This is a genomic window from Aestuariibacter salexigens DSM 15300, from assembly GCF_000429145.1.
Taxonomy (GTDB): Bacteria; Pseudomonadota; Gammaproteobacteria; order Enterobacterales; family Alteromonadaceae; genus Aestuariibacter; species Aestuariibacter salexigens.
On sequence record NZ_AUBH01000014.1, the window covers coordinates 1 to 19,267 of the forward strand.

A 19,267-nucleotide genomic window follows, 5' to 3' on the forward strand; every position below is an offset into this window, starting at 1 on the left:
CAGTGAGCGTATCAGGGAGCACTATGTAGATGAGCAAATCGCCACGAACAATCTATTAAAAAGTATCCTGTATGAGTTTGGTATCACCGTAGCGAAAGGCAAACGCTCCCTGGTAAAAGCCATACCGGATATCCTGGAAGATGCTGAGAATGGCTTACCGGATGTGTTAAGAGGTGAGATACACCGGCTGTATCAGTTCTGGCTCGAGCTGGATGAGTTAATACAGACCTCAAGTAAACGTCAGCAGCAATCTATCAATGCACACCCCAAGTGTTCAATGCTGAAAGCGCTGGACGGTGTTGGCGATGTCAATGCTCTGGGACTGTATCTGGCATTAGGTGACACAGGCGCCTCATTCAAGAACGGGCGGGAGGCAGCAGCGTGCATTGGCTTAACGCCCAAGCAACACAGTACAGGTGGAAAAACTGTCATGCTGGGTATCAGTAAATACATCGCCAATAAAAAACTCAGGTCGAATCTGATTCAGGGAGCCCTGGCCAAGGTCAAAGTCCTTATTCATAAGGAGCCGAAAACAAAAACAGAAATCTGGCTCAAAGCCTTAATAGAGCGAAGAGGACTGCGCCGTGCTGCTGTCGCATTGGCCAACAAGACTGTCAGAATCGCGTGGGCAATACTGCATCACAATACTGAGTATCGCGCAGCCTAAACCAGCACGATAAAACCTAAATTAACCGAGCAATTGCAATACGTTAAATGCAACAGTAAATAGGTAAGACCGACCTTCAAGAGCCTGATCATTGCCGCAGTATTTAATACTGTCTGCGCGAAGAGGCATGAAGGGGCGAATACATCGATGGACAGGGTTCGCTACCCATTAAGAGTCCGAATATACGCACGCATCTAACCCATTTACTCGCACCAAACGTGTTGCAATGCAGGAGGAGTCCATATACGGCAATGACAATATAAGAGCGCGCCACTGACAATAGAGGGTCGCGGCAATGACAAGCATTAAAAAGGCCGGTGTGCGATAGCACCCGGCCTATTTTATTACCATGGCAGACGGTATCTAAGGCATCGGATCTAGATCCGCTCCTTCTTTTTCGACTTCCGGTGGCATCAGGTCTTCGCGGCTGACACCCAGCATCAGTGCAACCGAGCTGGCGATATAGACTGACGAATACGTCCCGATAATCACACCAAACAGCAGTGCCGTTGCGAAGCCGTGGATCAATGCACCGCCTTTGAAGAACAGCGCCAGCAACACCAGCACTGTAGTCAATGAAGTGACAATGGTTCGGTTGAGCGTCTGCGTCAGCGATACGTTAATAATCTCTTCTGGCTCGCCTTTACGAATTTTGCGGAAGTTCTCACGAATACGGTCCGATACAACAATGGTATCGTTGAGCGAGTACCCTATCACCGCAAGCACGGCGGCCAGTACCGTCAGGTCAAACTCCAGCTGCAGCACCGAGAACAGGCCCAACGTCAAAATAACATCGTGCGCCAACGCCGACACTGAACCCAGTGCAAAGCGCCATTCAAAACGCATCGCAACGTAAATAAGGATACAGATAAGTGCGACCAGCATCGCCAGACCGCCCTGCTCAGTAAGCTCTTCACCCACGTTAGGACCAACGAATTCGATGCGACGCATTTCCACGCCCGCTTCGCCGGTGCGTAGGGCAGCCAATACCTGATCACCAATGGTCGCCGCTTTCACACCTTCGCGAGGAGCAATTCGGATCAGTACATCCTGGCTACTGCCGAAGTTTTGTACCACGGCGTCAGCAAAGCCTGCAGCGGTTAGCTCAGTGCGCACCTCGTCAAGGTTAGCAGCCGACGGATAGCCAACTTCAATCAGCGTACCGCCGGTAAAATCCAGCCCCCAGTTAAGCTGATTGACAGACAATGACACCAGCGAGCCAATGATCAAAATAGTAGAGAGCACCAGCGCCGGCACCCGCAGCTTCATGAAATTGACCGTATTTTCCAGTTTTAATAATTGCATTGTGCTGCTCCTTAAATCGCCAGTGACTTCAAGCGTCGACCGCCGTACACGGCATTGACGATATAACGGGTCACAATGATGGCGGTGAACATCGATGTGATCAAACCAATCATCAGCGTGATCGAGAAGCCTTTAATCGGTCCGGTCCCCACTGCAAATAGGATAAGCGCAGCGATAAAGGTGGTGATATTGGCATCAAGAATGGTCGAGAAGGCGCTGTCATAGCCATGATGTATGGCCTGCTGCGGACTTCTTCCATCGCGCAGTTCTTCTCGTATTCGTTCGAAGATAAGCACGTTGGCGTCGACCGCCATACCAACGGTCAAAACAATCCCGGCCATGCCAGGCAGGGTAAGTGTCGCGCCTGGTATCATCGACATTACGCCAACGATCATCACCAGGTTTGTCAGTAGCGCAACATTAGCCACTACGCCAAACGCTTTATAGTAAATAAGCATAAATACCAACACAGCCGCCAGACCCCACATGATAGCCTGCATACCCAGATCGATATTTTCCTGTCCGAGGCTCGGTCCTACGGTGCGCTCTTCAACAATCTGGATTGGGGCAATCAGGGCACCAGCACGCAGAAGAAGCGCCAGGTCGCGGGCTTCTTTAGGTGAATCAAGGCCGGTAATTCTAAAACTGCTGCCCAGACGTGCGCGAATTGTCGCGACGTTAATCACTTCTTCGTTTTTCTCAAAGATAAGACGGCCGTTGGCGTCACGGTCGCCCGTGGCTTTGTACTCAATAAACACGGTTGCCATGGGCTTACCGATGTTGTCCTTGGTGCCCTGCGACATTTTATTGCCGCCTTTCGAATCAAGAGAAATGTTGACCTGCGGAATGCCGTACTCATCGACACCGCTGGCAGCATCAATAATGTGGTTACCTGTCAGCATTACGCGCTTTTCGAGCAGCTGTGGAATACCCTGACGGTCATCAATCAGCTGTGAGCCAGGCGGCACACGGCCATCCATCGCATCACGAATATCATTGTCCTGGTCAACCATACGGAATTCCAGGGTCGCCGTTGCGTTAAGAATTTCTTTCGCACGGGCCGTGTCCTGAATGCCGGGCAGTTGCACTACAATGCGGTCAGCGCCCTGCTTCTGTACCACCGGTTCTGCCACACCAAGCTGGTTAACACGGTTTCGGATGATAGTAATGTTTTGTTGTACCGCATAATCGCGAACTTCAAGAATGCGCTGCTCAGATAGACGCGCCTCAAGTATCAGACTGTCTTCTTCGGTGAAGACCAAATCGCGGTTACGGTTTTTCAGGAAAAACTCTGCGCTGTCCAGTGTTTCCTCATCGCGAAACTGGATCACCACGTGGTCAGATTCCTGACGCACGGTGCGATAGCGCAAACCTTCTTCGCGCAGCGCGGTGCGAAAATCACCGACCATATCTTCCAGCGCCTTATCTATTGCGCTGTTCATATCCACTTCCATCAAGAAGTGTACGCCGCCTCGTAAGTCAAGACCGAGCTTCATGGGTGAACCACCAATTTCTTCCAGCCAAGAGGGTGTGTCTGGTGCCAGGTTCATCGCTACAACGTAATCTTCACCTAACTCCCGCTCAAGCAGTTCACGTGTAACAAGCTGCGTATCAGAGTCTTTTAATCTTACCAGGATGCGCTCATCTTCGAATTCAACCCGTTTGACGTCTATGTTCTCGGCGTTCAGCGTCTGCTCGACGCGGCTCAGAAGTGAGCTGTCAACCACGGCGTTACGGCCGGCGGAGATTTGCACGGCGTTATCTTCGCCATACAGATTGGGGAGAGCATACAGAGCGCACATACCAATCAGCAGAATGACCAGAATGTGCTTCCATAGCGGGGTTTGATTTAACACTGCGAATTCCTCATGCGGTGTTTTTAAAAATTAAACGGGCGGCATGTCGTTTCAGCCTGCCGCCCTGCTTGCGATTATTACTGGACAGATTTCATCGTGCCTTTTGGCAGAACGGCAGTCACTGACTGCTTCTGGATAACGATATTGTTGTTATCGTTCAGCGCGATTTCGATAAAGTCTTTATCGTCACTTACCTTAGTGATGCGGCCAACCAGCCCACCTTGGGTCAACACTTCATCGCCTTTACTCAGTGAAGACACCAGGTTCTTGTGCTCTTTGACGCGCTTGGCCTGTGGGCGATACAGCATGAAATAAAAAATCAAACCGAACACGGCCAGCATGATCAGCATTTCGAAACCGCCGCCCTGGTTTGCACCGGCTTGTTGTGCATATGCGTTAGAAATGAAAAAGTCCATAATAATCCTCAAACTCTCTTGTTGTTATTAAATTAATCTTTTAGCTCTGGCACGACCATACCCTTCTCGGCATAGAAGCCGGCGACAAATTCGTCCAGATTCTGTTGTGCAATGGCATCTCGCAAGCCGCGCATTACCGTCTGGTAATAGTGCAGGTTGTGGATGGTATTTAACCTCGCCCCAAGTATCTCGTTGCACTTGTCTAAGTGGTGGAGATATGACCGAGAATAGTTTTTACAAGTGTAACAATCACATTTTTCATCCAGCGGACGGGTATCCGTCTTATGCTTGGCATTGCGGATCTTGATGACGCCCTCGCTGACGAACAGATGACCGTTACGTGCGTTTCGGGTCGGCATGACGCAGTCAAACATATCAATACCGCGACGCACCGCTTCTACGATGTCTTCAGGCTTACCAACGCCCATCAGATAGCGCGGTTTGTTTTCAGGTAATTTATGCGCGGTATGGTCAAGAATGCGTACCATATCCTCTTTCGGTTCACCGACCGACAGACCGCCAATGGCATAGCCGTCAAACTCTATCTCGGTCAGCGCCTGCAATGAAATATCGCGCAGATTTTCGTACATGCCGCCCTGAACGATGCCAAATAAGGCAGAAGGGTTGTCGCCATGCGCATCCTTACTGCGCTTGGCCCAGCGAATCGACATCTCCATCGAACGACGGGCTTCCGCTTCAGTCGCAGGATAAGGCGTACAGTCATCAAAAATCATCACGATGTCAGAGCCTAAGTCGCGCTGCACCTGCATGGACTTCTCGGGCGTCAGCAGAATTTTTTCACCGTTTATCGGCGAGCGGAAGGTCACACCTTCTTCGGTGATTTTACGCAGGTCGCCGAGACTGAATACCTGAAAGCCGCCGGAGTCTGTCAGGATCGGCTTATCCCAGTGCATAAAGTCGTGCAAATCACCATGCTGACGGATGATTTCTGTGCCTGGACGCAACATCAGGTGGAAGGTGTTACCCAAACAGATATGTGCACCAGTGTCAGCCAGTTCTTCCGGTGTCATGCCCTTAACGGTGCCATAAGTACCGACTGGCATAAACGCAGGCGTTTCAACTACGCCTCGCTCAAATACCAGTTTTCCACGTCTGGCCTTGCCATCTGTGGTTGAAAGCTCAAATTTCATTACGTTTATATTCCTGTAAAGCCGACCGGAAAACAGTCCGGCGCTTTGTTATCTGGCGCCGGAGTATACTAGAGCGTGTTGATGGCTTAAACCGCTACGTTGACTTCTGTGTTTTTCTTTCCAGCAACATCGCATCACCATAGCTAAAGAAACGATATTCCTGTTCAACCGCCTGACGGTAAGCTTCGAGAATATTCTCTTTGCCGGCAAACGCGCTGACCAGCATGATCAAGGTCGACTCAGGCAGATGGAAGTTGGTGATCATGGCATCAATCACCTTAAACTCGAAGCCAGGATAGATGAAGATATCCGTATCCTGCATAAATGGCGCAATGATCTCGTCACCGGCGCATGCTGCCGCCGCTGATTCCAGCGAACGCACCGACGTTGTGCCGACCGCGATCACCCGATTACCCGCATTTTTAGTGGCAATAATGGCATCCACGACGTCTTGTGGTACTTCAGCATATTCGCTATGCATCTGGTGTTCCTGAATATTTTCAACCCGCACTGGTGAGAATGTACCAGCACCGACATGCAGTGTAATGAAAGCCTGCTGAATACCTTTTTCTTTGAGTTTAACCAGGATGTCGTCATCGAAATGCAGTCCAGCAGTCGGTGCAGCTACTGCACCCGGCTTTTCGTTATAGACCGTTTGATAACGTTCTTTATCGCTGTCCTCATCCGGGCGGTCGATGTAAGGAGGCAACGGCATATGACCGTATTCTTCAAGCACGGCTAACACCGGCTTTTCCCCTTCAATTTTTAGCTTAAATAGGTCGCCTTGTCGCTCCAGCATGGTGGCTTCAACTTTGTCTTCGAGAATAAGCGTATTTCCAGGCTTCGGCGACTTGTTAGCACGCACATGCGCTAACACTGTGTGATCATCAAGCAATCGTTCTACCAGTACTTCAACCTTACCGCCGGTCGTTTTTTCTCCCAACATACGGGCCGGGATAACACGGGTATTATTGAATACCAGCAGATCGCCTGGATTGAGCAAGTCAAGAATATCAGTAAAGCGGCAGTGCTCAATGTTACCCGTATTTCCTTCTAGGTGAAGCAAGCGGCTCGCCGTCCTATCCTTCATCGGATAGCGGGCAATCAAATGTTCCGGCAAGTCAAAATGAAAATCTGCAAGCTTCATGAAGTTATCATTCTCTATGTATCGAAGATGTGGCGCGGCATTTTACAGCAAGTCAGCGCTAAAGGGAGTGGAAAATGGACAGAATAATTCGAGGTACAGATTCGATTTACGCTTTGCTGATTCAAGTATTTTTCTATATACCTATAGATCTTTCTGTATACCCAATCTCGTTGGTGAAAGATTACACAGATACGTATACTTCATAGTAGTTTTTATGCGTGATGCTCTCCTAGTACATTGTTTGCCCGGCTACATGCCGGGCTTTTTTTTTAATCGCCCCGCGGACCACATGATGAGTGCGTTCAGTCCACTTTCACGCCGAGTTCCTGCAGCATATCGTGTAAATCCTGACGGTCTATCTGACGTATGTTCAGCACATACATAACTTGTAACAATAAGTCTGCACCCAGGATCCCTTTGTTCACTTTATTGCGCAGGTTATCTGCGCTTTGTTCGATACCTATCGCGCCAAGTCGCTCGCTAAGTTGTTGATATTTCACGCCTCGCTTTGACATTTCTGCCTTTATAAGACGCTGCACCAGCTGGCGCCATTCGGATTGAGTCGACAAATTCGGCAAAACAAAAACCACCCTAAACGTGAATTATTTTTTACATAAAAACACTTTATTAACCATTTAGCAAAAATAAAGTTTGACTAATGGTTTTTTCAATGACTACACTGACAACAGTTGACCAACGTGCTTTCGGTATACATAGTAGTCAATTAAACGCGTGTCGCTACGTCATGTAGTTTAGTCATATTATCACGCAACAATGTCATAAACAGGAGAGTATGTATGACCTGGGATCTTGAGCAACTTGAGAGCCTGTTGAAAGACCACGACGAACTGGTGGTCACCCGAGAAGAACAGTGCTTGTTGATTGCCAACAGTGATGGCATCGACGCATGGCTGGCCATTAGTGGCGAGCAAATTCTGATCGAGTCGTTGTTGTTTGCGGTGAGCGAAGTCAAGGATGTCAATGCCCTGAACGGTGAGATCCTGCGCACACATATGCTGTTTCCTCTGACAACGGTGGGCATATCTGCTGTTGGCGGTGAAGAGTATTACACTGCATTTGGGGCACTGAGTTCACAGTCAAAAGCCGAAAGTATCGTGATCGAAATTGAAACGTTGTTCCAGAACGTAGAGGCATTTATTGATGCCTTTCAGGAACATCTTGGGTAATCGAGGAGAAGACGATGTCGGTGTGGAGAAAATTGATTACAGCTGTAAAGGGCGGCGCAACTGAAGCTGCGCAGACCGTGGTAGACAGTCAGGCTATTCGGATCCTGGAACAGGAAATCCGCGAAGCAAAGGACGAGCTGCGCAAATCTGACCATGCACGCACGCAGATTTTAGCCAAGTGCAAATTGTCGCAGCAGAAAGTAGATGGTTTTAAGAAGTCTATTGCTGAATATGAGGAACATGCCCGCAAAGCGGTCGACACAGATCGTCAACTGGCGCTGGATTGTGCACAAAAAGTGTCGGACTTACGCGCGGAAATGGACACCGAGCAAAGCTATCTCGATCAGTTCATTCAGTCTGAAAAGCAACTGGCGGCGAATATTAGCCAGGCCAAAGCCAATCTGCGTCGTCTTGAGCAGCAGGTAGATATGGTCAAGGCAACCGAATCGGTACAAAAAGCCCAGGTTGCAGTGTCATCCCGTCACATGGGTGCCAACACTAAAATGAAAACCGCGACCGAATCTTTGTCACGCATTCAGGAACGTCAAAAACTGCGCGGTGCAGAATTGCAAGCCGCGGAAGAGCTGGCCGCCTCAGAATCAAGCGATGATCTTGAAAAGCGTCTGGCCGAGGCGGGCATCAAAGGTGGTAAATCCAGTGCAGATGATGAACTGAGCAGGATCCTTGGCAACTAAGCAATCCAAAGACAGCGCGCTACCGCAATTAACCTGGGTTAAGGTTCGTAAGATTGTCACGCGCTATTTTGTTGAAGCGCGCTGGTACACCATTGTACTGGCGCTCATTTTTTATGGCATCAGTAGCTGGTGGCTGCTAGATCTGTCCGGTGAAACGGCGCTGCTTGAGCCGGCTGACTTTATCTACTGGCTGGCCGTTACAGGCTCAACAGTGGGCTATGGTGACATGTCGCCCAGCACGCCAATGGGCAAGACCATTGTTGCGTTTTATATCATCCCGTTCGGGCTGACATTGTTCGCACTGGCAGTGGGTCGCGTTGCAGCCTGGGTGTCAGAGCAGTGGCGAAGGGGGGTAAAAGGATTGAATAGCGTTGAATTAAACGATCATTTACTGGTAATTGGGTGGAATGAAAACAGAACTCAGCATCTGCTCAAGCTGTTGCTGAAAGAGCGTGCTGAGTCAGCAGATAAGCCAGAAATCATGTTATGCGTCAGGGTCGATATAGAGAATCCACTGCCCGGTGAAATAGAATTTATTAAAGTTAACTCGTTCAATAAAGATGACGACATGGACCGCGCCAGCGTCGCACGAGCACGCACCATATTAATTGATAACCCGCAGGATGACATGACCCTGGCCACGGCGCTGTATTGCGCTAAACGGAACGATAGCGCACATGTGGTTGCCTATTTTCAGGATGACAGTCTGGCAGATTTGCTCAAAACCCATTGCCCTAACGTCGAATGTACGCCCAGTGTAGCGGTGGAAATGCTGGCTAAATCAGCGTTTGATCCGGGCTCCAGCGTACTACACCACGACCTAATCAGTGTTGAAGAGGGTCAGGCGCAGTATTCCGTGGCGCTGCCATTGACGGTCAATGCGCGCAGTGTCGAGCAGGTATTCAACAGTTTGAAAAAGCACTACGACGCCACCTTTATTGGTTTTGCACCAGGCACCAATGCTACGGCGATAAAGGTCAATCCGCCGATGGATGAAGTCATCTCGCCCGGCGATAAGCTGTTTTACATTTCAGATCATCGCATCAATGATTTGAATTGGGCGTTGTTGGAGTAAGTCATGTTTTCCAAATGGTTTGGTAAAGATAAAACACCGAAGGGCCCGCAAGCGCCAGAGATCATGGGCCTGTACTTGGGCGGCTCATTTGAGCTGGACGCACTTAAGCTACGCTTGATGGAACCACAGCTGTGTATCGAAGGCGCCTCCCCTCAACAGTTGATACAGGCAGTAGGCGAAGTGCATTTGGACAGCGGCGGCAAAATTCTGCGCTTCTATACAGATGATGACGCATTTGTGCAGGTCATTCTGGATGGTGGCGACAGCGAGAACCACATTACTGACGTTAAGCTCTGGTATTTCTACGACACCAAGACGGTGGGCAGCGATGCCCAATGGCAAACCTTACTTAATAAAGACATTTCGCAGCCCTCTTACATGCTCAACGAGCACAGTTTTACTCGGGTGTGGGACGCCGTAGGTGAGAGTTCACCGCCAGTCGCCATGACCGAGAAAACCTATGAAGAAGACGGTGACACTTCCGAAACAGACCAGTTTGTGATGCTATATGAGCGCGAGCTTGAAAATGGTGAATTTGAAAGTCTGCTGGTCAGCGGTGAAGAAAAAATTGTCGGCCACAATGCGGACCGTTGCCTCGTTCTAAGCACCGGCTTTAATCTGTCACCCGCCGATATCAAAATTAACGGATAGGAAAAATCGTATGAACGCTATCATGGATTCTATTGCAGGATTGAGCAGCTTTGCCCTGTATTTCGCCATTGCCATCGCATTGCTGTTTATTTTCAAGATCGTCTATGCGTTTGTAACGCCTCAGGACGAATGGAAGCTGGTCAAAGAAGATAAAAATGTTGCGGCGGCAATTGGGTTTGGTGGTGCCATGGTCGGCTTCAGCACAGCACTGGCAGGCGCAGTATCGAACTCTCAGTCACTGGTTGATTTTGTGATCTGGGGTGTGGTCGCCATCGTCGCACAGGCACTGGCATTTGCCCTGCTGCGCTTTACCTTTATGCCCAAAATTGCCGAGCGTATTGATAACAATGAAGTCTCAGCCGGGGTAATGCTGGCATCCATGTCTATCGCCGTAGGTTTGTTAAACGCAGCCTGCATGACGTACTAGGCAGGGGGTACTGAAGATGAGTAAACGTACTTCTTCAATAAACCTGTCACGCATGCGCAAAGCGTTTGCACTCAAGCCTATTAGTGCTGGCGTTGCGGCGGTGGTGCTAAGCGGCTGCGGTGATCGTCAGGAAGCGTTTATCTACAGCAGCGTAGACGAATGCGTGAATGATAACCCTGAATATGCAACACAGTGCCAGAGTGCCTACCAGCAGGCGCTGGAAGAGGCCCGTCGCACTGGCCCTAAATATAACAGTGAATATGACTGTGAGTATGAATTCGGCGCCAATCAGTGCCGTGTTCAGGACGTCGGTGGTGGGTCGTTCTGGATGCCCATGATGGCCGGTTTTATGATAGGGAATCTGGTGTCTAACCGTTCTTACTATTACCAGCCCATGTACACCTCTTATTCACGCTACTCGCCGCTTCGCTATCGATGGATGATGGCTGACGGTCGCGACTATGGTGACTTGCGCACCCGCAAGGTGCGGGTTCGTGAAGACGCTTTCAAGCCTAAGCCCGCGGTTAACCGCACCATTAAACGCGGCGGATTTGGCAGCAGCGTGCGGGCGAAATCAAGCTGGGGGTCGTCACGCTCATCAGGCTGGGGCGGATAACGCTCGAACCTTATTATGCTGCGCATTCCAATAAACGAGAGACCCGACTGGCGACGCCGAGCCGGTGAATTTGGTTTTCATTTTCACACCATGTACGGCGAGCCTTACTGGGATGAGCGGGCCTATTATCAATTCACCTTGCAACAAATCGAAAAGGATCTGGAAGATCCCACTGCTGAACTGCAGCAGATGTGTATGAGTGTGATTGATACCGTGGTTGCGGATGAAGAGCTGCTGGCAAAGTTTGGTATTCCCGAGTTGCATTGGCAGGCCGTTGCTGACTCCTGGCGGCGGCGCGATCCGTCGTTGTACTCACGACTCGATTTAGTCTACACCGGCAAGGGACCAGCCAAACTACTGGAAAACAATGCCGATACGCCTACGTCTTTATATGAGTCTGGTTTCTGGCAGTGGCTTTGGCTAGAAGAGCTGGTAGACACCGGCAAATTGTCTAAAGGAGCCGACCAGTTTAATTCTGTACAGGAAAAACTGGTCAATCGCTTTGCCGACATTGCCCATCACTATCAAAGTGAGCAGTGGCATTTTGCCTGCTGTAAGGATACGGAAGAAGATCGTGGTACGGTGCAATACCTTCAGGACTGTGCCAAAGAGGCGGGGCTCTCCGATCGATTTGTGTATATCGAAGACATTGGTCTTGCCGATACCGGCGCGTTTACTGATCTGGAAGATCTTCCCATTGAAAGTCTGTTTAAACTGTACCCATGGGAGTTTATGCTGCGCGAGGAGTTTGCAAAACATATCGACGAGGCACAGGTAAACTGGCTCGAGCCTATATGGAAATCCATCTTGTCGAATAAAGCGTTGCTGGTAATGCTGTGGCGAGCCTTTCCAAACCACCCGAATCTGTTGCCCGCTTATTTTGCCGACGAGGCTGGCAAGACTGACCACGGACAATGGGTAAAAAAGCCGATATTTTCCCGCGAAGGCGCCAATATTAGCGTCATTAAAAATGGTAGTGAGACCTATGCCACCGATGGCCCTTATGGTGAAGAAGGGTTTATTGTGCAGCAATATTGCGCCTTACCACGCTTTGCCGATAACCACACGCTGATTGGCAGCTGGCTGATAGGCGATGAGCCTGCGGGCATTTCTATCCGGGAAGACAGCAGTCCGATCACGCAGGACTTATCCCGCTACCTGCCCCACATCATTTTGTGAGGTCAAGCATGCCGACACGCTCGATTCGTTTCACACCGCTTAAATTTGAACAACAGATCAAAGTTGTACTGTGGGTGTTTGCTTTGCTGACAGCGCTGGAAGTCATTAATTTGTTTACCGGGCGGTTGCTTAACCTGTTTGGTCTGATACCCCGCCAACTTGGCAGCTTGCCTGGAGTACTGTTCAGCCCGTTTCTGCATGGCAGTCTGGGACACTTCCTGTCAAATATCGTCACCCTGTGCGTTTTCCTGCTGCTGATGCTGCAACACGGCGGAAGACGTTGTATTGGCATCAGTGCTTGGATCATCCTCACCACGGGTGTGCTGGTCTGGTTATTCGGTCGACATGCGGTACATGTGGGTGCCAGCGGCGTGATCTATGGGTACTTTGGCTTTCTGTTGCTGGCCGGGCTACTCAGTGGCAAGGTTAAACTTATTTTGATTTCGCTGGCCGTTGGTTTCCTGTACGGCGGTATGGTGTTTGGCGTACTGCCATCACGCCCGTTTATTTCCTGGGAATCACATTTCTTTGGCTTTGTTGCTGGCCTGATGGGTGCATGGTATTGGGCCAAACGTTAGTTTATTATGCTGTCCCTGATGTTATGTTTTCGTTCTAACTATGTCTGAGCCTTCACCATCTTCTTCATCGCCAATAGAGCCCAAAAAACAGGGCGGCTTTTTTAGTAACCTGATATTCAACATCGTGCTTCCGGTGGTCATCATGACCAATCTGGCTGGCGATGACTGGCTCGGGCCAGCATGGAGTATTGTCGTTGCGCTGGCCTTCCCCATTGCCTATGGACTGTATGATTTAAAGCTGTCAGGTAAAGTGAACGTATTCTCCGTGCTGGGCATTGTTTCCGTTATCCTGACCGGTGGTATCAGCTTGCTACAGTTACCCGCCGAATACATTGCTATTAAAGAAGCTGCTATACCTGCCGTAATTGGGCTAGCTGTCCTGATCACGCAAAAAACCAGTAAGCCGCTGGTGAAGTTATTGATACTCAATGATCAGTTAATCAACTGGCCAAAGCTAAACGGCGTGTTGGAACAGAAGGGCAAAACGGAGGAGTTCGAGAAAAAAGTTGCGGTAAGCTCGTACATTGTTGCCAGCTCGTTTTTCTTATCTTCGGCACTTAATTACATTCTGGCAAAAGTCATCCTGGTCAGCCCACCGGGCTCGACTGCCTACACGGAGGAGCTGGGCCGCATGACAGCCTTAAGCTATCCGGTTATTGTGATCCCCAGCATGATCGTGTTGTTTATCGCATTGTTTTATCTGTTCTCCCAAATTAAAAAAGTTACTGGCGAAGAGCTGGAGTATTTCCTCGCCGAACAGGGCTGAACTTAAACGTTTTCTGACCGTAATGAGTTACAGTCGGACAGTCGGAACTCTCGTTTATGATTAAGGTGAGCGGTGTATGCAAACGCTACGCCCAGGGTCAGCGCACGCAACAGGTGTTAAACAACCTGAATCTTGATCTAGCAAAGGGCGAAAGCGCTGCCATTCTTGGCGCCTCAGGCTGTGGCAAATCCACTCTGCTAAATCTTCTCGCTGTCCTTGAAACGCCAGACAGCGGTAATATTCAGGTTGCCGGTCAGCATGTTACCCAATTCAATGAAGGTGAGGCCGACAATTACCGGCGCCAGCATGTCGGTATTGTGTTTCAGCGCTTTAATCTTATCCAAGGCCTTGATGTGTGGGACAACGTCTGTTTTCCCGCACGACTCAACAACAATCTCGATGCGGATTACGTAGACTCACTTTTGCATCGGCTCGGATTGACAGACAAACGACATGCTGCGGTAGAGCAACTCTCTGGCGGAGAGCAACAGCGCGTCGCCATTGTCAGGGCACTGGCCCACAAACCTCTGCTAGTTTTAGCCGATGAGCCGACTGGTAATCTGGATGAACACAACAGTACGCTGGTGACCGAGCTGCTTTACCAGCTATGCGAAGACACCGACACCACGCTGATTATCGTTACCCATAGTCAAGTTGTTGCCGGGCGGGCCCGCCATCGCTATACCTTGTCACAGGGCAAGCTACATCTCTTACCATGATGCACAACACGACTCAGTTCCTTGCCACCCTGTTAAAACGATATCGTCGGGACGGGCTGCGACTGATGCTGGTATTTGCCGCAGTGGTCATCGGTAATGCCGGGCTGGTCACGGTGATCGTGCTGAATGACGCGGCACGGCTTAGCGTTGAACAGGGTAATCGGGGCATACTGTCTGGTGTCTATCATCAGGTCGTAGCAAAGACATCGTCTCAGCCCTTAACCAAAAGTGACTATGCCACGCTGCGCCGAGCCGGGTTTGAGCAACTTGTCGCTACCGCATCGGTGCGCACGCCGGTGCTTACCTCAGAGGGTGAGGAGCACGTGCTCAGCATTCAGGGTATAGACAGCAGTGCAATACTTGGATTGCAAACCAGCCAGAGTAATGCGCGAACGGGCGCGGATGTGCCCCTCGATGGGCTGCTGCAACCGCCCTACCAAACCTATATAGATAAAGGTTTCGCTAAACATATAGGGCTATCAGAGTCAGCCTTACTTACTACGCCTGAGGGCAAAGGGCTGCCAACGCTAAAGGTCATTAATATGCCGACCTTAGGCAGGACACTCTTGGTGGATATTGCGCCATTATCGGCGCGGTTCGCTTTATCCGAACTTGATGCACTTTTAGTGGTCAGTGACTCGCCGCAATCGGATATAAGTCAGTTGCACAATGCCCTGCCCTCTCATCTCAAGCTATCAACGCTCATCGACGTAACGGAAGGACAAGGTATTGGTAGCGGCTTTGAATTAAATTTACTGGCCATGACACTTCTGATGTACATCGTGTGTCTGTTTGTGGTGCTGAACGCGCTACAGTTACTGCACGCAGACCGCCTGCCGGTCTATCGCATCTGTCGTCAACTCGGCGTGCCGTTACGTGCCATCGTTACAGGCTGTCTTGTTGAACTGGTGATATTGTCGTTACTGTGTGCACTGGCGGGCGTGTTCGTCGGTGTCTATTTTGCCAAGGCCCTGGCCCCGTCTATTACCGAGCTGCTCAGCGGCTTATACGGCGTGACCGGAGACCTGAATGCAGTCGCCATGGTTCCCCTGATAGTGAAAACGATGCTGATTACGCTAGTTGGAGTAAGTATCGCCAGCTGGCTACCATTGCACGGTATTAACACAACATTAGGTCGACTTGACACAGAACCTGCGCAACAGGGAAAAGTAACAGGTTGGCTGACCGGTGGAGGTTGTTTGTTGGCCGCAAGCGGCGTGTTTCTCATGTTGTCGACGTCGCTGATGATATCTTTACTCGCGATGGGGATGCTGATTTTAGGCGGGATGGCACTGTGCATCGGACTGATACCTGTGCTTTTAGGCGCGCTCAAACATCGCGTCAATGCCAGCTCCCCCTTGCTGCATTGGGGGCTGAGTCACAGTGTTAAGATCTCTGCCTACAGCCGTATCGCTTTCTGTGCTTTTGTGATTGCGGTAACCGCGAATATTGGCATGAATTTAATGGTGACGAGTTTTCGAACTGCCACTGAGCAGTGGCTGGAGCATCGTCTGGTAGCAGACTACTACGTATATTCTGACTATGCCGGGCAGTTCATCAGCACGGAGCCTGCAGGTGTGACGATAACCAGTCGAAAACGCACCGAGGGTGAGCTAAACAGTGCGCCGATACCCATTTACTCCTATCCACTGTCTGCGCCTTTTAAGCATGCTATGCAGAAAAGCGCCCAGACAGCGATAGACTGGCAGGCTTTTTCAAAAGGCACTGGCGTACTGATTAATCAGCAGCTTGCGTACAGAGAGGGGCTTGCAGAGGGTGATAGCCTGATGCTCACTGTGCCCAACGAGGCTACCCCCACCTCGCTGCGTGTGCTGGCGGTATACCCTGATTATGGCAATCCGGCAAGTCAGGTGTTAATGCCAGACGCGGCTTTCTCCAGCTTCGAGTTTGACATTACTGTGCTGGGTATCACAACGGCCGGAGCGCGTGCTGACATAGAACAGTGGCTGGATAGTGTCGGACAACCCTACCGGCTTTACGATCGGCAAGGGTTGATAGCGCTGTCATTAAATGCCTTTGATCGTACTTTCCTTATTACCGATGGGCTTAATATCGTTACCCTGCTGGTTGCAACGTTTTCACTGCTCACCTCGCTGCTGCTTTTCAGCATGGAAGATCAGCCCACTCGCGCGTTGCTGCGCAGTCTGGGAGTCAGCGCCAAACAGCTGCGTAATGCGATGCTGCTTCAGTATGGTGTGCTTTGCGCTGTTGCGATGCTACTGGCCTTGCCCTTTGGCGTGTTACTCAGCTTCCTGTTAATAAACGTGATCAATGTGCAGGCCTTTCAGTGGTCATACCCACTGACTATTCCTTTCTCCACTCTAACGGGTTCGTTATTAGTAACCGCACTGGTGATCATGCTTGCGCTGCTGATACCCATCAACAAGCTCTCTAAAAACAGTCTGGCGGAGGAATTGCGGTGTCTGCGCTAAGATTCTGTGTACTTACTTTGAGTATGCTTTTTGCGGTAGCCTGTAGTGAACAATCTAGTACAGAGTCACGCCTGTTTGCCGGATTACAGAGCGCTAATCCCGTACCTGGCCGAGTCACTAAAGACTGTCAAATTGTGTTTCCTGCCGACCACGGAGCCCACCCTGAGTTTGCCATTGAGTGGTGGTATCTGACCGCTAACCTTTACGATGATCAGGGTCAACGCTATCCGCTGCAGTGGACCCTGTTTCGCTTTTACAACGGTACGTCAGCCACGCCCTGGAGTGACGGGCAGTTTTATATGGCCCACGCGTCGCTCCATACCAATGAAAGCAAATGGTTTACAGAAAGGTTTGCTCGCGGCGGTGTAGGCAACGCAGGTGTTGAAAATGCGCCATTTACCGCCTATCTCGATGAACTTCGCTGGCAGTCGCAAAGCGAAGATCTGTTTCCTGCTTCACTTAATGCAAGCTTTGAAAACGCCTCATATCAATTAACCATGCAGCGCACAGGTCCCTACGTTCTGCATGGTAATGGCGGGGTCAGTAGCAAGTCTGCCAGTGGCGAACAGGCGTCTTATTATTACAGTCAGCCATTTATTGCGCTTTCAGGTCGCATCGATATTGATGGTAAGCAAATCGACGTGCATGGCAGTGGCTGGTTCGATCATGAATGGACATCTCAGTATCTGGATAACCGCACGCTCGGCTGGGACTGGTTTTCACTGCATCTGAATAATGGTGACAAACTGATGGTGTTTAATATGCGCAATAGAGGCGAGCAGCAGTTTGTGACCGGAAGCTTGATTACACCCGATGGACAAGTCACACCGCTGGCACCTGAACAAATCAGCATCATCGGTAGTGACATAAAAACCATCGAAGGACGGGGGATCCCGCAGCGCTGGCAAATCACTATCCCTGATCATGATATCGATATTAGGGTCACACCGTTCAAGGCAGACCAGTGGAACAATGGATTCTTCAGTTACTATGAGGGTGCCGTTGATGTTAACGGCACCCATCATGGTGAGGGGTTTATGGAGCTAACCGGCTACTGATAATTTTTGTTGCCAAGCAGGGTAAAAATACGTCTGGCGATATCAGTATTATCAAGATGGCCGCTAAAGTGCTCTGCACCTTTACCCAACGCGAAGATTTGCACGTCGACACCGGTGTGGCCGCTGGTGGTCCAGCCGGTGTTGGTGCGCTCATCAATAATCTCTTTAAGCTCATCGTAGATATCACGGGGTGCGGTCGCCTCAATTTCAGCCACGTGATCTTTTTCTTCGTCATTAAGCTCAAAACCAAAATACGATTCAACCAGAGACACTCGGTCTTGACTGGCACTGAAGTTTTCCGACAGTGCTCTGAGTGAGCCCTTCATAGACGTTATCCACTGCGGATCCCATTTATATTCGCCATTCGCAGCAATGGTCAGCCCGCCTGTACTGTGGTCGGCGGTTAATACTACCAATGTGTCAGGGTGTTGCTGTACGTAGGTTTCCAACCATTCCATGGTGATTGCCAAATCATGCATCTCAGCCATAGCCGAGGCGATATCGTTGGCGTGACCAGCCCAATCAACCTGGCTGGCCTCGATTAACAGAAAATAACCATTGTCGTTGGCAAGCCGCTTGGTCGCATTTTCTGCCATGATTTTCAGGCGTCCTGGCACATCATCGAGAGCTGGCGCCATGCCTGTTTCACCAAACAAGCCAAGAATAGGGGCATCGGTGGGAAGACTGGTCAGTTCATCAATGTCGGTGGTGTACTGGTAGCCGGCCTGTTTGAATCCATCGACCAGATTGCGATCTTTGCGGTCAAAATATTGTGTACCGCCACCTAGCATGACATCCAGCTTGAATTTGCCATTGATACGATCGTCGAAAAAGCTGTCTGCAATGTCGTTGTAATTACGACGGCTAACGTTGTGGGCAACGTAAGCAGCAGGCGTGGCGTGCACAATTTGTGATGTCACGGCTATGCCGGTTTTCATGCCTTTTTCGCGGGCATAGTTAAGCACAGTCAGCACCGGCTGTTTATCGACATCCAGCGCTATCGCGCCGTTATAGGTCTTCACTGCCGCGGACAACGCCGTAGCACCCGCCGCTGAATCGGTGACCAAACCAGATTCTGCCGCCGGGTATGTGCTGGCCATGCCAACCAGGTGCCTGTCAAACACCGTTTCATCTATACCATCATCAATATTCGTGTCCGCATAGTAGCGATAAGCACTGGTATACGCAGGCCCCATCCCATCAGAGACAATCATAATAATATTTTTGGGTGCTTCTGCGGCAACGGATGACAAACTGGCAAGGCAGGCAACAACGGCGGCAATTCGTTTCATTGATACACCAAATAAAAGCGACGACATAC

At 50.2% G+C, this 19,267-nt stretch carries 20 protein-coding genes; 13 read left to right on the forward strand and 7 right to left on the reverse strand.

Annotated elements, in window-relative coordinates; translation table 11 throughout:
* Positions 1-667: IS110 family RNA-guided transposase (locus G441_RS0114895; protein WP_026377094.1), on the forward strand; the 667-nt coding region annotated here is incomplete at its 5' end.
* A 363-nt stretch (positions 668-1,030) separates the two neighbouring features.
* Here the strand turns inward: G441_RS0114895 and secF are convergent.
* From secF to G441_RS0114925, 6 genes are all read right to left on the reverse strand, one after another.
* Positions 1,031-1,972, reverse strand: coding sequence for a protein translocase subunit SecF (secF, locus tag G441_RS0114900; RefSeq protein WP_026377095.1), 942 nt, complete (start codon positions 1,970-1,972; stop codon positions 1,031-1,033).
* Positions 1,973-1,983: 11 nt separating this feature from the next.
* Positions 1,984-3,828: a protein translocase subunit SecD gene (secD, locus tag G441_RS0114905; protein ID WP_026377096.1), complete on the reverse strand. Its 1,845-nt coding sequence runs from the start codon at positions 3,826-3,828 to the stop codon at positions 1,984-1,986.
* A 77-nt stretch (positions 3,829-3,905) separates the two neighbouring features.
* Entirely contained in the window at positions 3,906-4,244 is a 339-nt protein-coding gene (yajC, locus tag G441_RS0114910) for a preprotein translocase subunit YajC (RefSeq protein WP_026377097.1), read from the reverse strand.
* A 32-nt stretch (positions 4,245-4,276) separates the two neighbouring features.
* Positions 4,277-5,395, reverse strand: coding sequence for a tRNA guanosine(34) transglycosylase Tgt (gene tgt / locus G441_RS0114915; protein ID WP_026377098.1), 1,119 nt, complete (start codon positions 5,393-5,395; stop codon positions 4,277-4,279).
* Positions 5,396-5,489: 94 nt separating this feature from the next.
* Positions 5,490-6,542, reverse strand: a complete 1,053-nt coding sequence (queA, locus tag G441_RS0114920) for a tRNA preQ1(34) S-adenosylmethionine ribosyltransferase-isomerase QueA (RefSeq protein WP_026377099.1) — start codon at positions 6,540-6,542, stop codon at positions 5,490-5,492.
* 302 nt (positions 6,543-6,844) lie between these two features.
* Positions 6,845-7,057: a DUF6471 domain-containing protein gene (locus G441_RS0114925; RefSeq protein ID WP_240485154.1), complete on the reverse strand. Its 213-nt coding sequence runs from the start codon at positions 7,055-7,057 to the stop codon at positions 6,845-6,847.
* 282 nt (positions 7,058-7,339) lie between these two features.
* Between G441_RS0114925 and G441_RS0114930 the strand changes: the two genes are divergently transcribed.
* Genes G441_RS0114930 through G441_RS0114985 form a run of 12 tightly spaced genes read left to right on the forward strand, consistent with a single transcriptional unit; the run spans position 7,340 to position 17,946 of the window.
* On the forward strand, positions 7,340-7,729 hold the full coding sequence (locus G441_RS0114930; protein WP_026377101.1) for a YjfI family protein: 390 nt from the start codon (positions 7,340-7,342) through the stop codon (positions 7,727-7,729).
* Positions 7,730-7,743: 14 nt separating this feature from the next.
* Complete coding sequence (locus tag G441_RS0114935; RefSeq protein ID WP_026377102.1) at positions 7,744-8,424, forward strand: PspA/IM30 family protein; 681 nt, start codon at positions 7,744-7,746, stop codon at positions 8,422-8,424.
* Positions 8,414-9,499 carry a potassium channel family protein gene (locus G441_RS0114940; RefSeq protein WP_051275642.1) on the forward strand — a complete coding sequence of 362 codons (1,086 nt, stop codon included), beginning with the start codon at positions 8,414-8,416 and terminating at the stop codon, positions 9,497-9,499. The genes G441_RS0114935 and G441_RS0114940 overlap by 11 nt, the downstream gene beginning before the upstream one ends.
* Before the next feature lie 3 nt (positions 9,500-9,502).
* The gene (locus tag G441_RS0114945; RefSeq protein WP_026377104.1) at positions 9,503-10,150 is read left to right on the forward strand and encodes a YjfK family protein; all 648 of its coding nucleotides are present in this window, start codon (positions 9,503-9,505) and stop codon (positions 10,148-10,150) included.
* 10 nt (positions 10,151-10,160) lie between these two features.
* A complete protein-coding gene (locus tag G441_RS0114950) occupies positions 10,161-10,577 on the forward strand; it encodes a DUF350 domain-containing protein (RefSeq protein ID WP_026377105.1) in 417 nt (138 codons plus the stop codon).
* A gap of 16 nt (positions 10,578-10,593) precedes the next feature.
* Positions 10,594-11,193, forward strand: a complete 600-nt coding sequence (locus tag G441_RS0114955; protein ID WP_034475303.1) for a DUF1190 family protein — start codon at positions 10,594-10,596, stop codon at positions 11,191-11,193.
* A gap of 15 nt (positions 11,194-11,208) precedes the next feature.
* Complete coding sequence (locus tag G441_RS0114960) at positions 11,209-12,372, forward strand: glutathionylspermidine synthase family protein (protein WP_026377107.1); 1,164 nt, start codon at positions 11,209-11,211, stop codon at positions 12,370-12,372.
* 8 nt (positions 12,373-12,380) lie between these two features.
* Positions 12,381-12,950, forward strand: coding sequence for a rhomboid family intramembrane serine protease (locus tag G441_RS0114965; protein WP_051275643.1), 570 nt, complete (start codon positions 12,381-12,383; stop codon positions 12,948-12,950).
* 40 nt (positions 12,951-12,990) lie between these two features.
* A complete protein-coding gene (locus G441_RS0114970; RefSeq protein WP_051275644.1) occupies positions 12,991-13,716 on the forward strand; it encodes a VC0807 family protein in 726 nt (241 codons plus the stop codon).
* 56 nt (positions 13,717-13,772) lie between these two features.
* Positions 13,773-14,435 carry an ABC transporter ATP-binding protein gene (locus tag G441_RS0114975; RefSeq protein ID WP_026377110.1) on the forward strand — a complete coding sequence of 221 codons (663 nt, stop codon included), beginning with the start codon at positions 13,773-13,775 and terminating at the stop codon, positions 14,433-14,435.
* Positions 14,432-16,888 carry an ABC transporter permease gene (locus tag G441_RS0114980; protein ID WP_026377111.1) on the forward strand — a complete coding sequence of 819 codons (2,457 nt, stop codon included), beginning with the start codon at positions 14,432-14,434 and terminating at the stop codon, positions 16,886-16,888. The genes G441_RS0114975 and G441_RS0114980 overlap by 4 nt, the downstream gene beginning before the upstream one ends.
* Positions 16,876-17,946 (forward strand): lipocalin-like domain-containing protein, encoded by a 1,071-nt coding sequence (locus tag G441_RS0114985; RefSeq protein ID WP_026377112.1) that lies wholly within the window; start codon positions 16,876-16,878, stop codon positions 17,944-17,946. The genes G441_RS0114980 and G441_RS0114985 overlap by 13 nt, the downstream gene beginning before the upstream one ends.
* Here the strand turns inward: G441_RS0114985 and G441_RS0114990 are convergent.
* Positions 17,940-19,238 carry an alkaline phosphatase gene (locus G441_RS0114990; RefSeq protein ID WP_026377113.1) on the reverse strand — a complete coding sequence of 433 codons (1,299 nt, stop codon included), beginning with the start codon at positions 19,236-19,238 and terminating at the stop codon, positions 17,940-17,942. The genes G441_RS0114985 and G441_RS0114990 overlap by 7 nt on opposite strands.
* Between the last annotated feature and the right edge of the window lie 29 nt (positions 19,239-19,267).

What these genes read in the sequence shown, in the direction of transcription:
- G441_RS0114950 (WP_026377105.1), top strand. Translation starts at nt 10,161, where the DNA reads ATGAACGCTATCATGGATTCTATTGCAGGATTGAGCAGCTTTGCCCTG.
- G441_RS0114970 (WP_051275644.1), top strand. Translation starts at nt 12,991, where the DNA reads ATGTCTGAGCCTTCACCATCTTCTTCATCGCCAATAGAGCCCAAAAAA.
- queA (WP_026377099.1), bottom strand. Translation starts at nt 6,542, where the DNA reads ATGAAGCTTGCAGATTTTCATTTTGACTTGCCGGAACATTTGATTGCC.
- G441_RS0114960 (WP_026377107.1), top strand. Translation starts at nt 11,209, where the DNA reads ATGCTGCGCATTCCAATAAACGAGAGACCCGACTGGCGACGCCGAGCC.
- G441_RS0114945 (WP_026377104.1), top strand. Translation starts at nt 9,503, where the DNA reads ATGTTTTCCAAATGGTTTGGTAAAGATAAAACACCGAAGGGCCCGCAA.
- tgt (WP_026377098.1), bottom strand. Translation starts at nt 5,395, where the DNA reads ATGAAATTTGAGCTTTCAACCACAGATGGCAAGGCCAGACGTGGAAAA.
- yajC (WP_026377097.1), bottom strand. Translation starts at nt 4,244, where the DNA reads ATGGACTTTTTCATTTCTAACGCATATGCACAACAAGCCGGTGCAAAC.
- G441_RS0114935 (WP_026377102.1), top strand. Translation starts at nt 7,744, where the DNA reads ATGTCGGTGTGGAGAAAATTGATTACAGCTGTAAAGGGCGGCGCAACT.
- secF (WP_026377095.1), bottom strand. Translation starts at nt 1,972, where the DNA reads ATGCAATTATTAAAACTGGAAAATACGGTCAATTTCATGAAGCTGCGG.
- G441_RS0114930 (WP_026377101.1), top strand. Translation starts at nt 7,340, where the DNA reads ATGACCTGGGATCTTGAGCAACTTGAGAGCCTGTTGAAAGACCACGAC.
- G441_RS0114965 (WP_051275643.1), top strand. Translation starts at nt 12,381, where the DNA reads ATGCCGACACGCTCGATTCGTTTCACACCGCTTAAATTTGAACAACAG.
- G441_RS0114980 (WP_026377111.1), top strand. Translation starts at nt 14,432, where the DNA reads ATGATGCACAACACGACTCAGTTCCTTGCCACCCTGTTAAAACGATAT.
- G441_RS0114975 (WP_026377110.1), top strand. Translation starts at nt 13,773, where the DNA reads ATGATTAAGGTGAGCGGTGTATGCAAACGCTACGCCCAGGGTCAGCGC.
- G441_RS0114925 (WP_240485154.1), bottom strand. Translation starts at nt 7,057, where the DNA reads ATGTCAAAGCGAGGCGTGAAATATCAACAACTTAGCGAGCGACTTGGC.
- G441_RS0114990 (WP_026377113.1), bottom strand. Translation starts at nt 19,238, where the DNA reads ATGAAACGAATTGCCGCCGTTGTTGCCTGCCTTGCCAGTTTGTCATCC.
- G441_RS0114955 (WP_034475303.1), top strand. Translation starts at nt 10,594, where the DNA reads ATGAGTAAACGTACTTCTTCAATAAACCTGTCACGCATGCGCAAAGCG.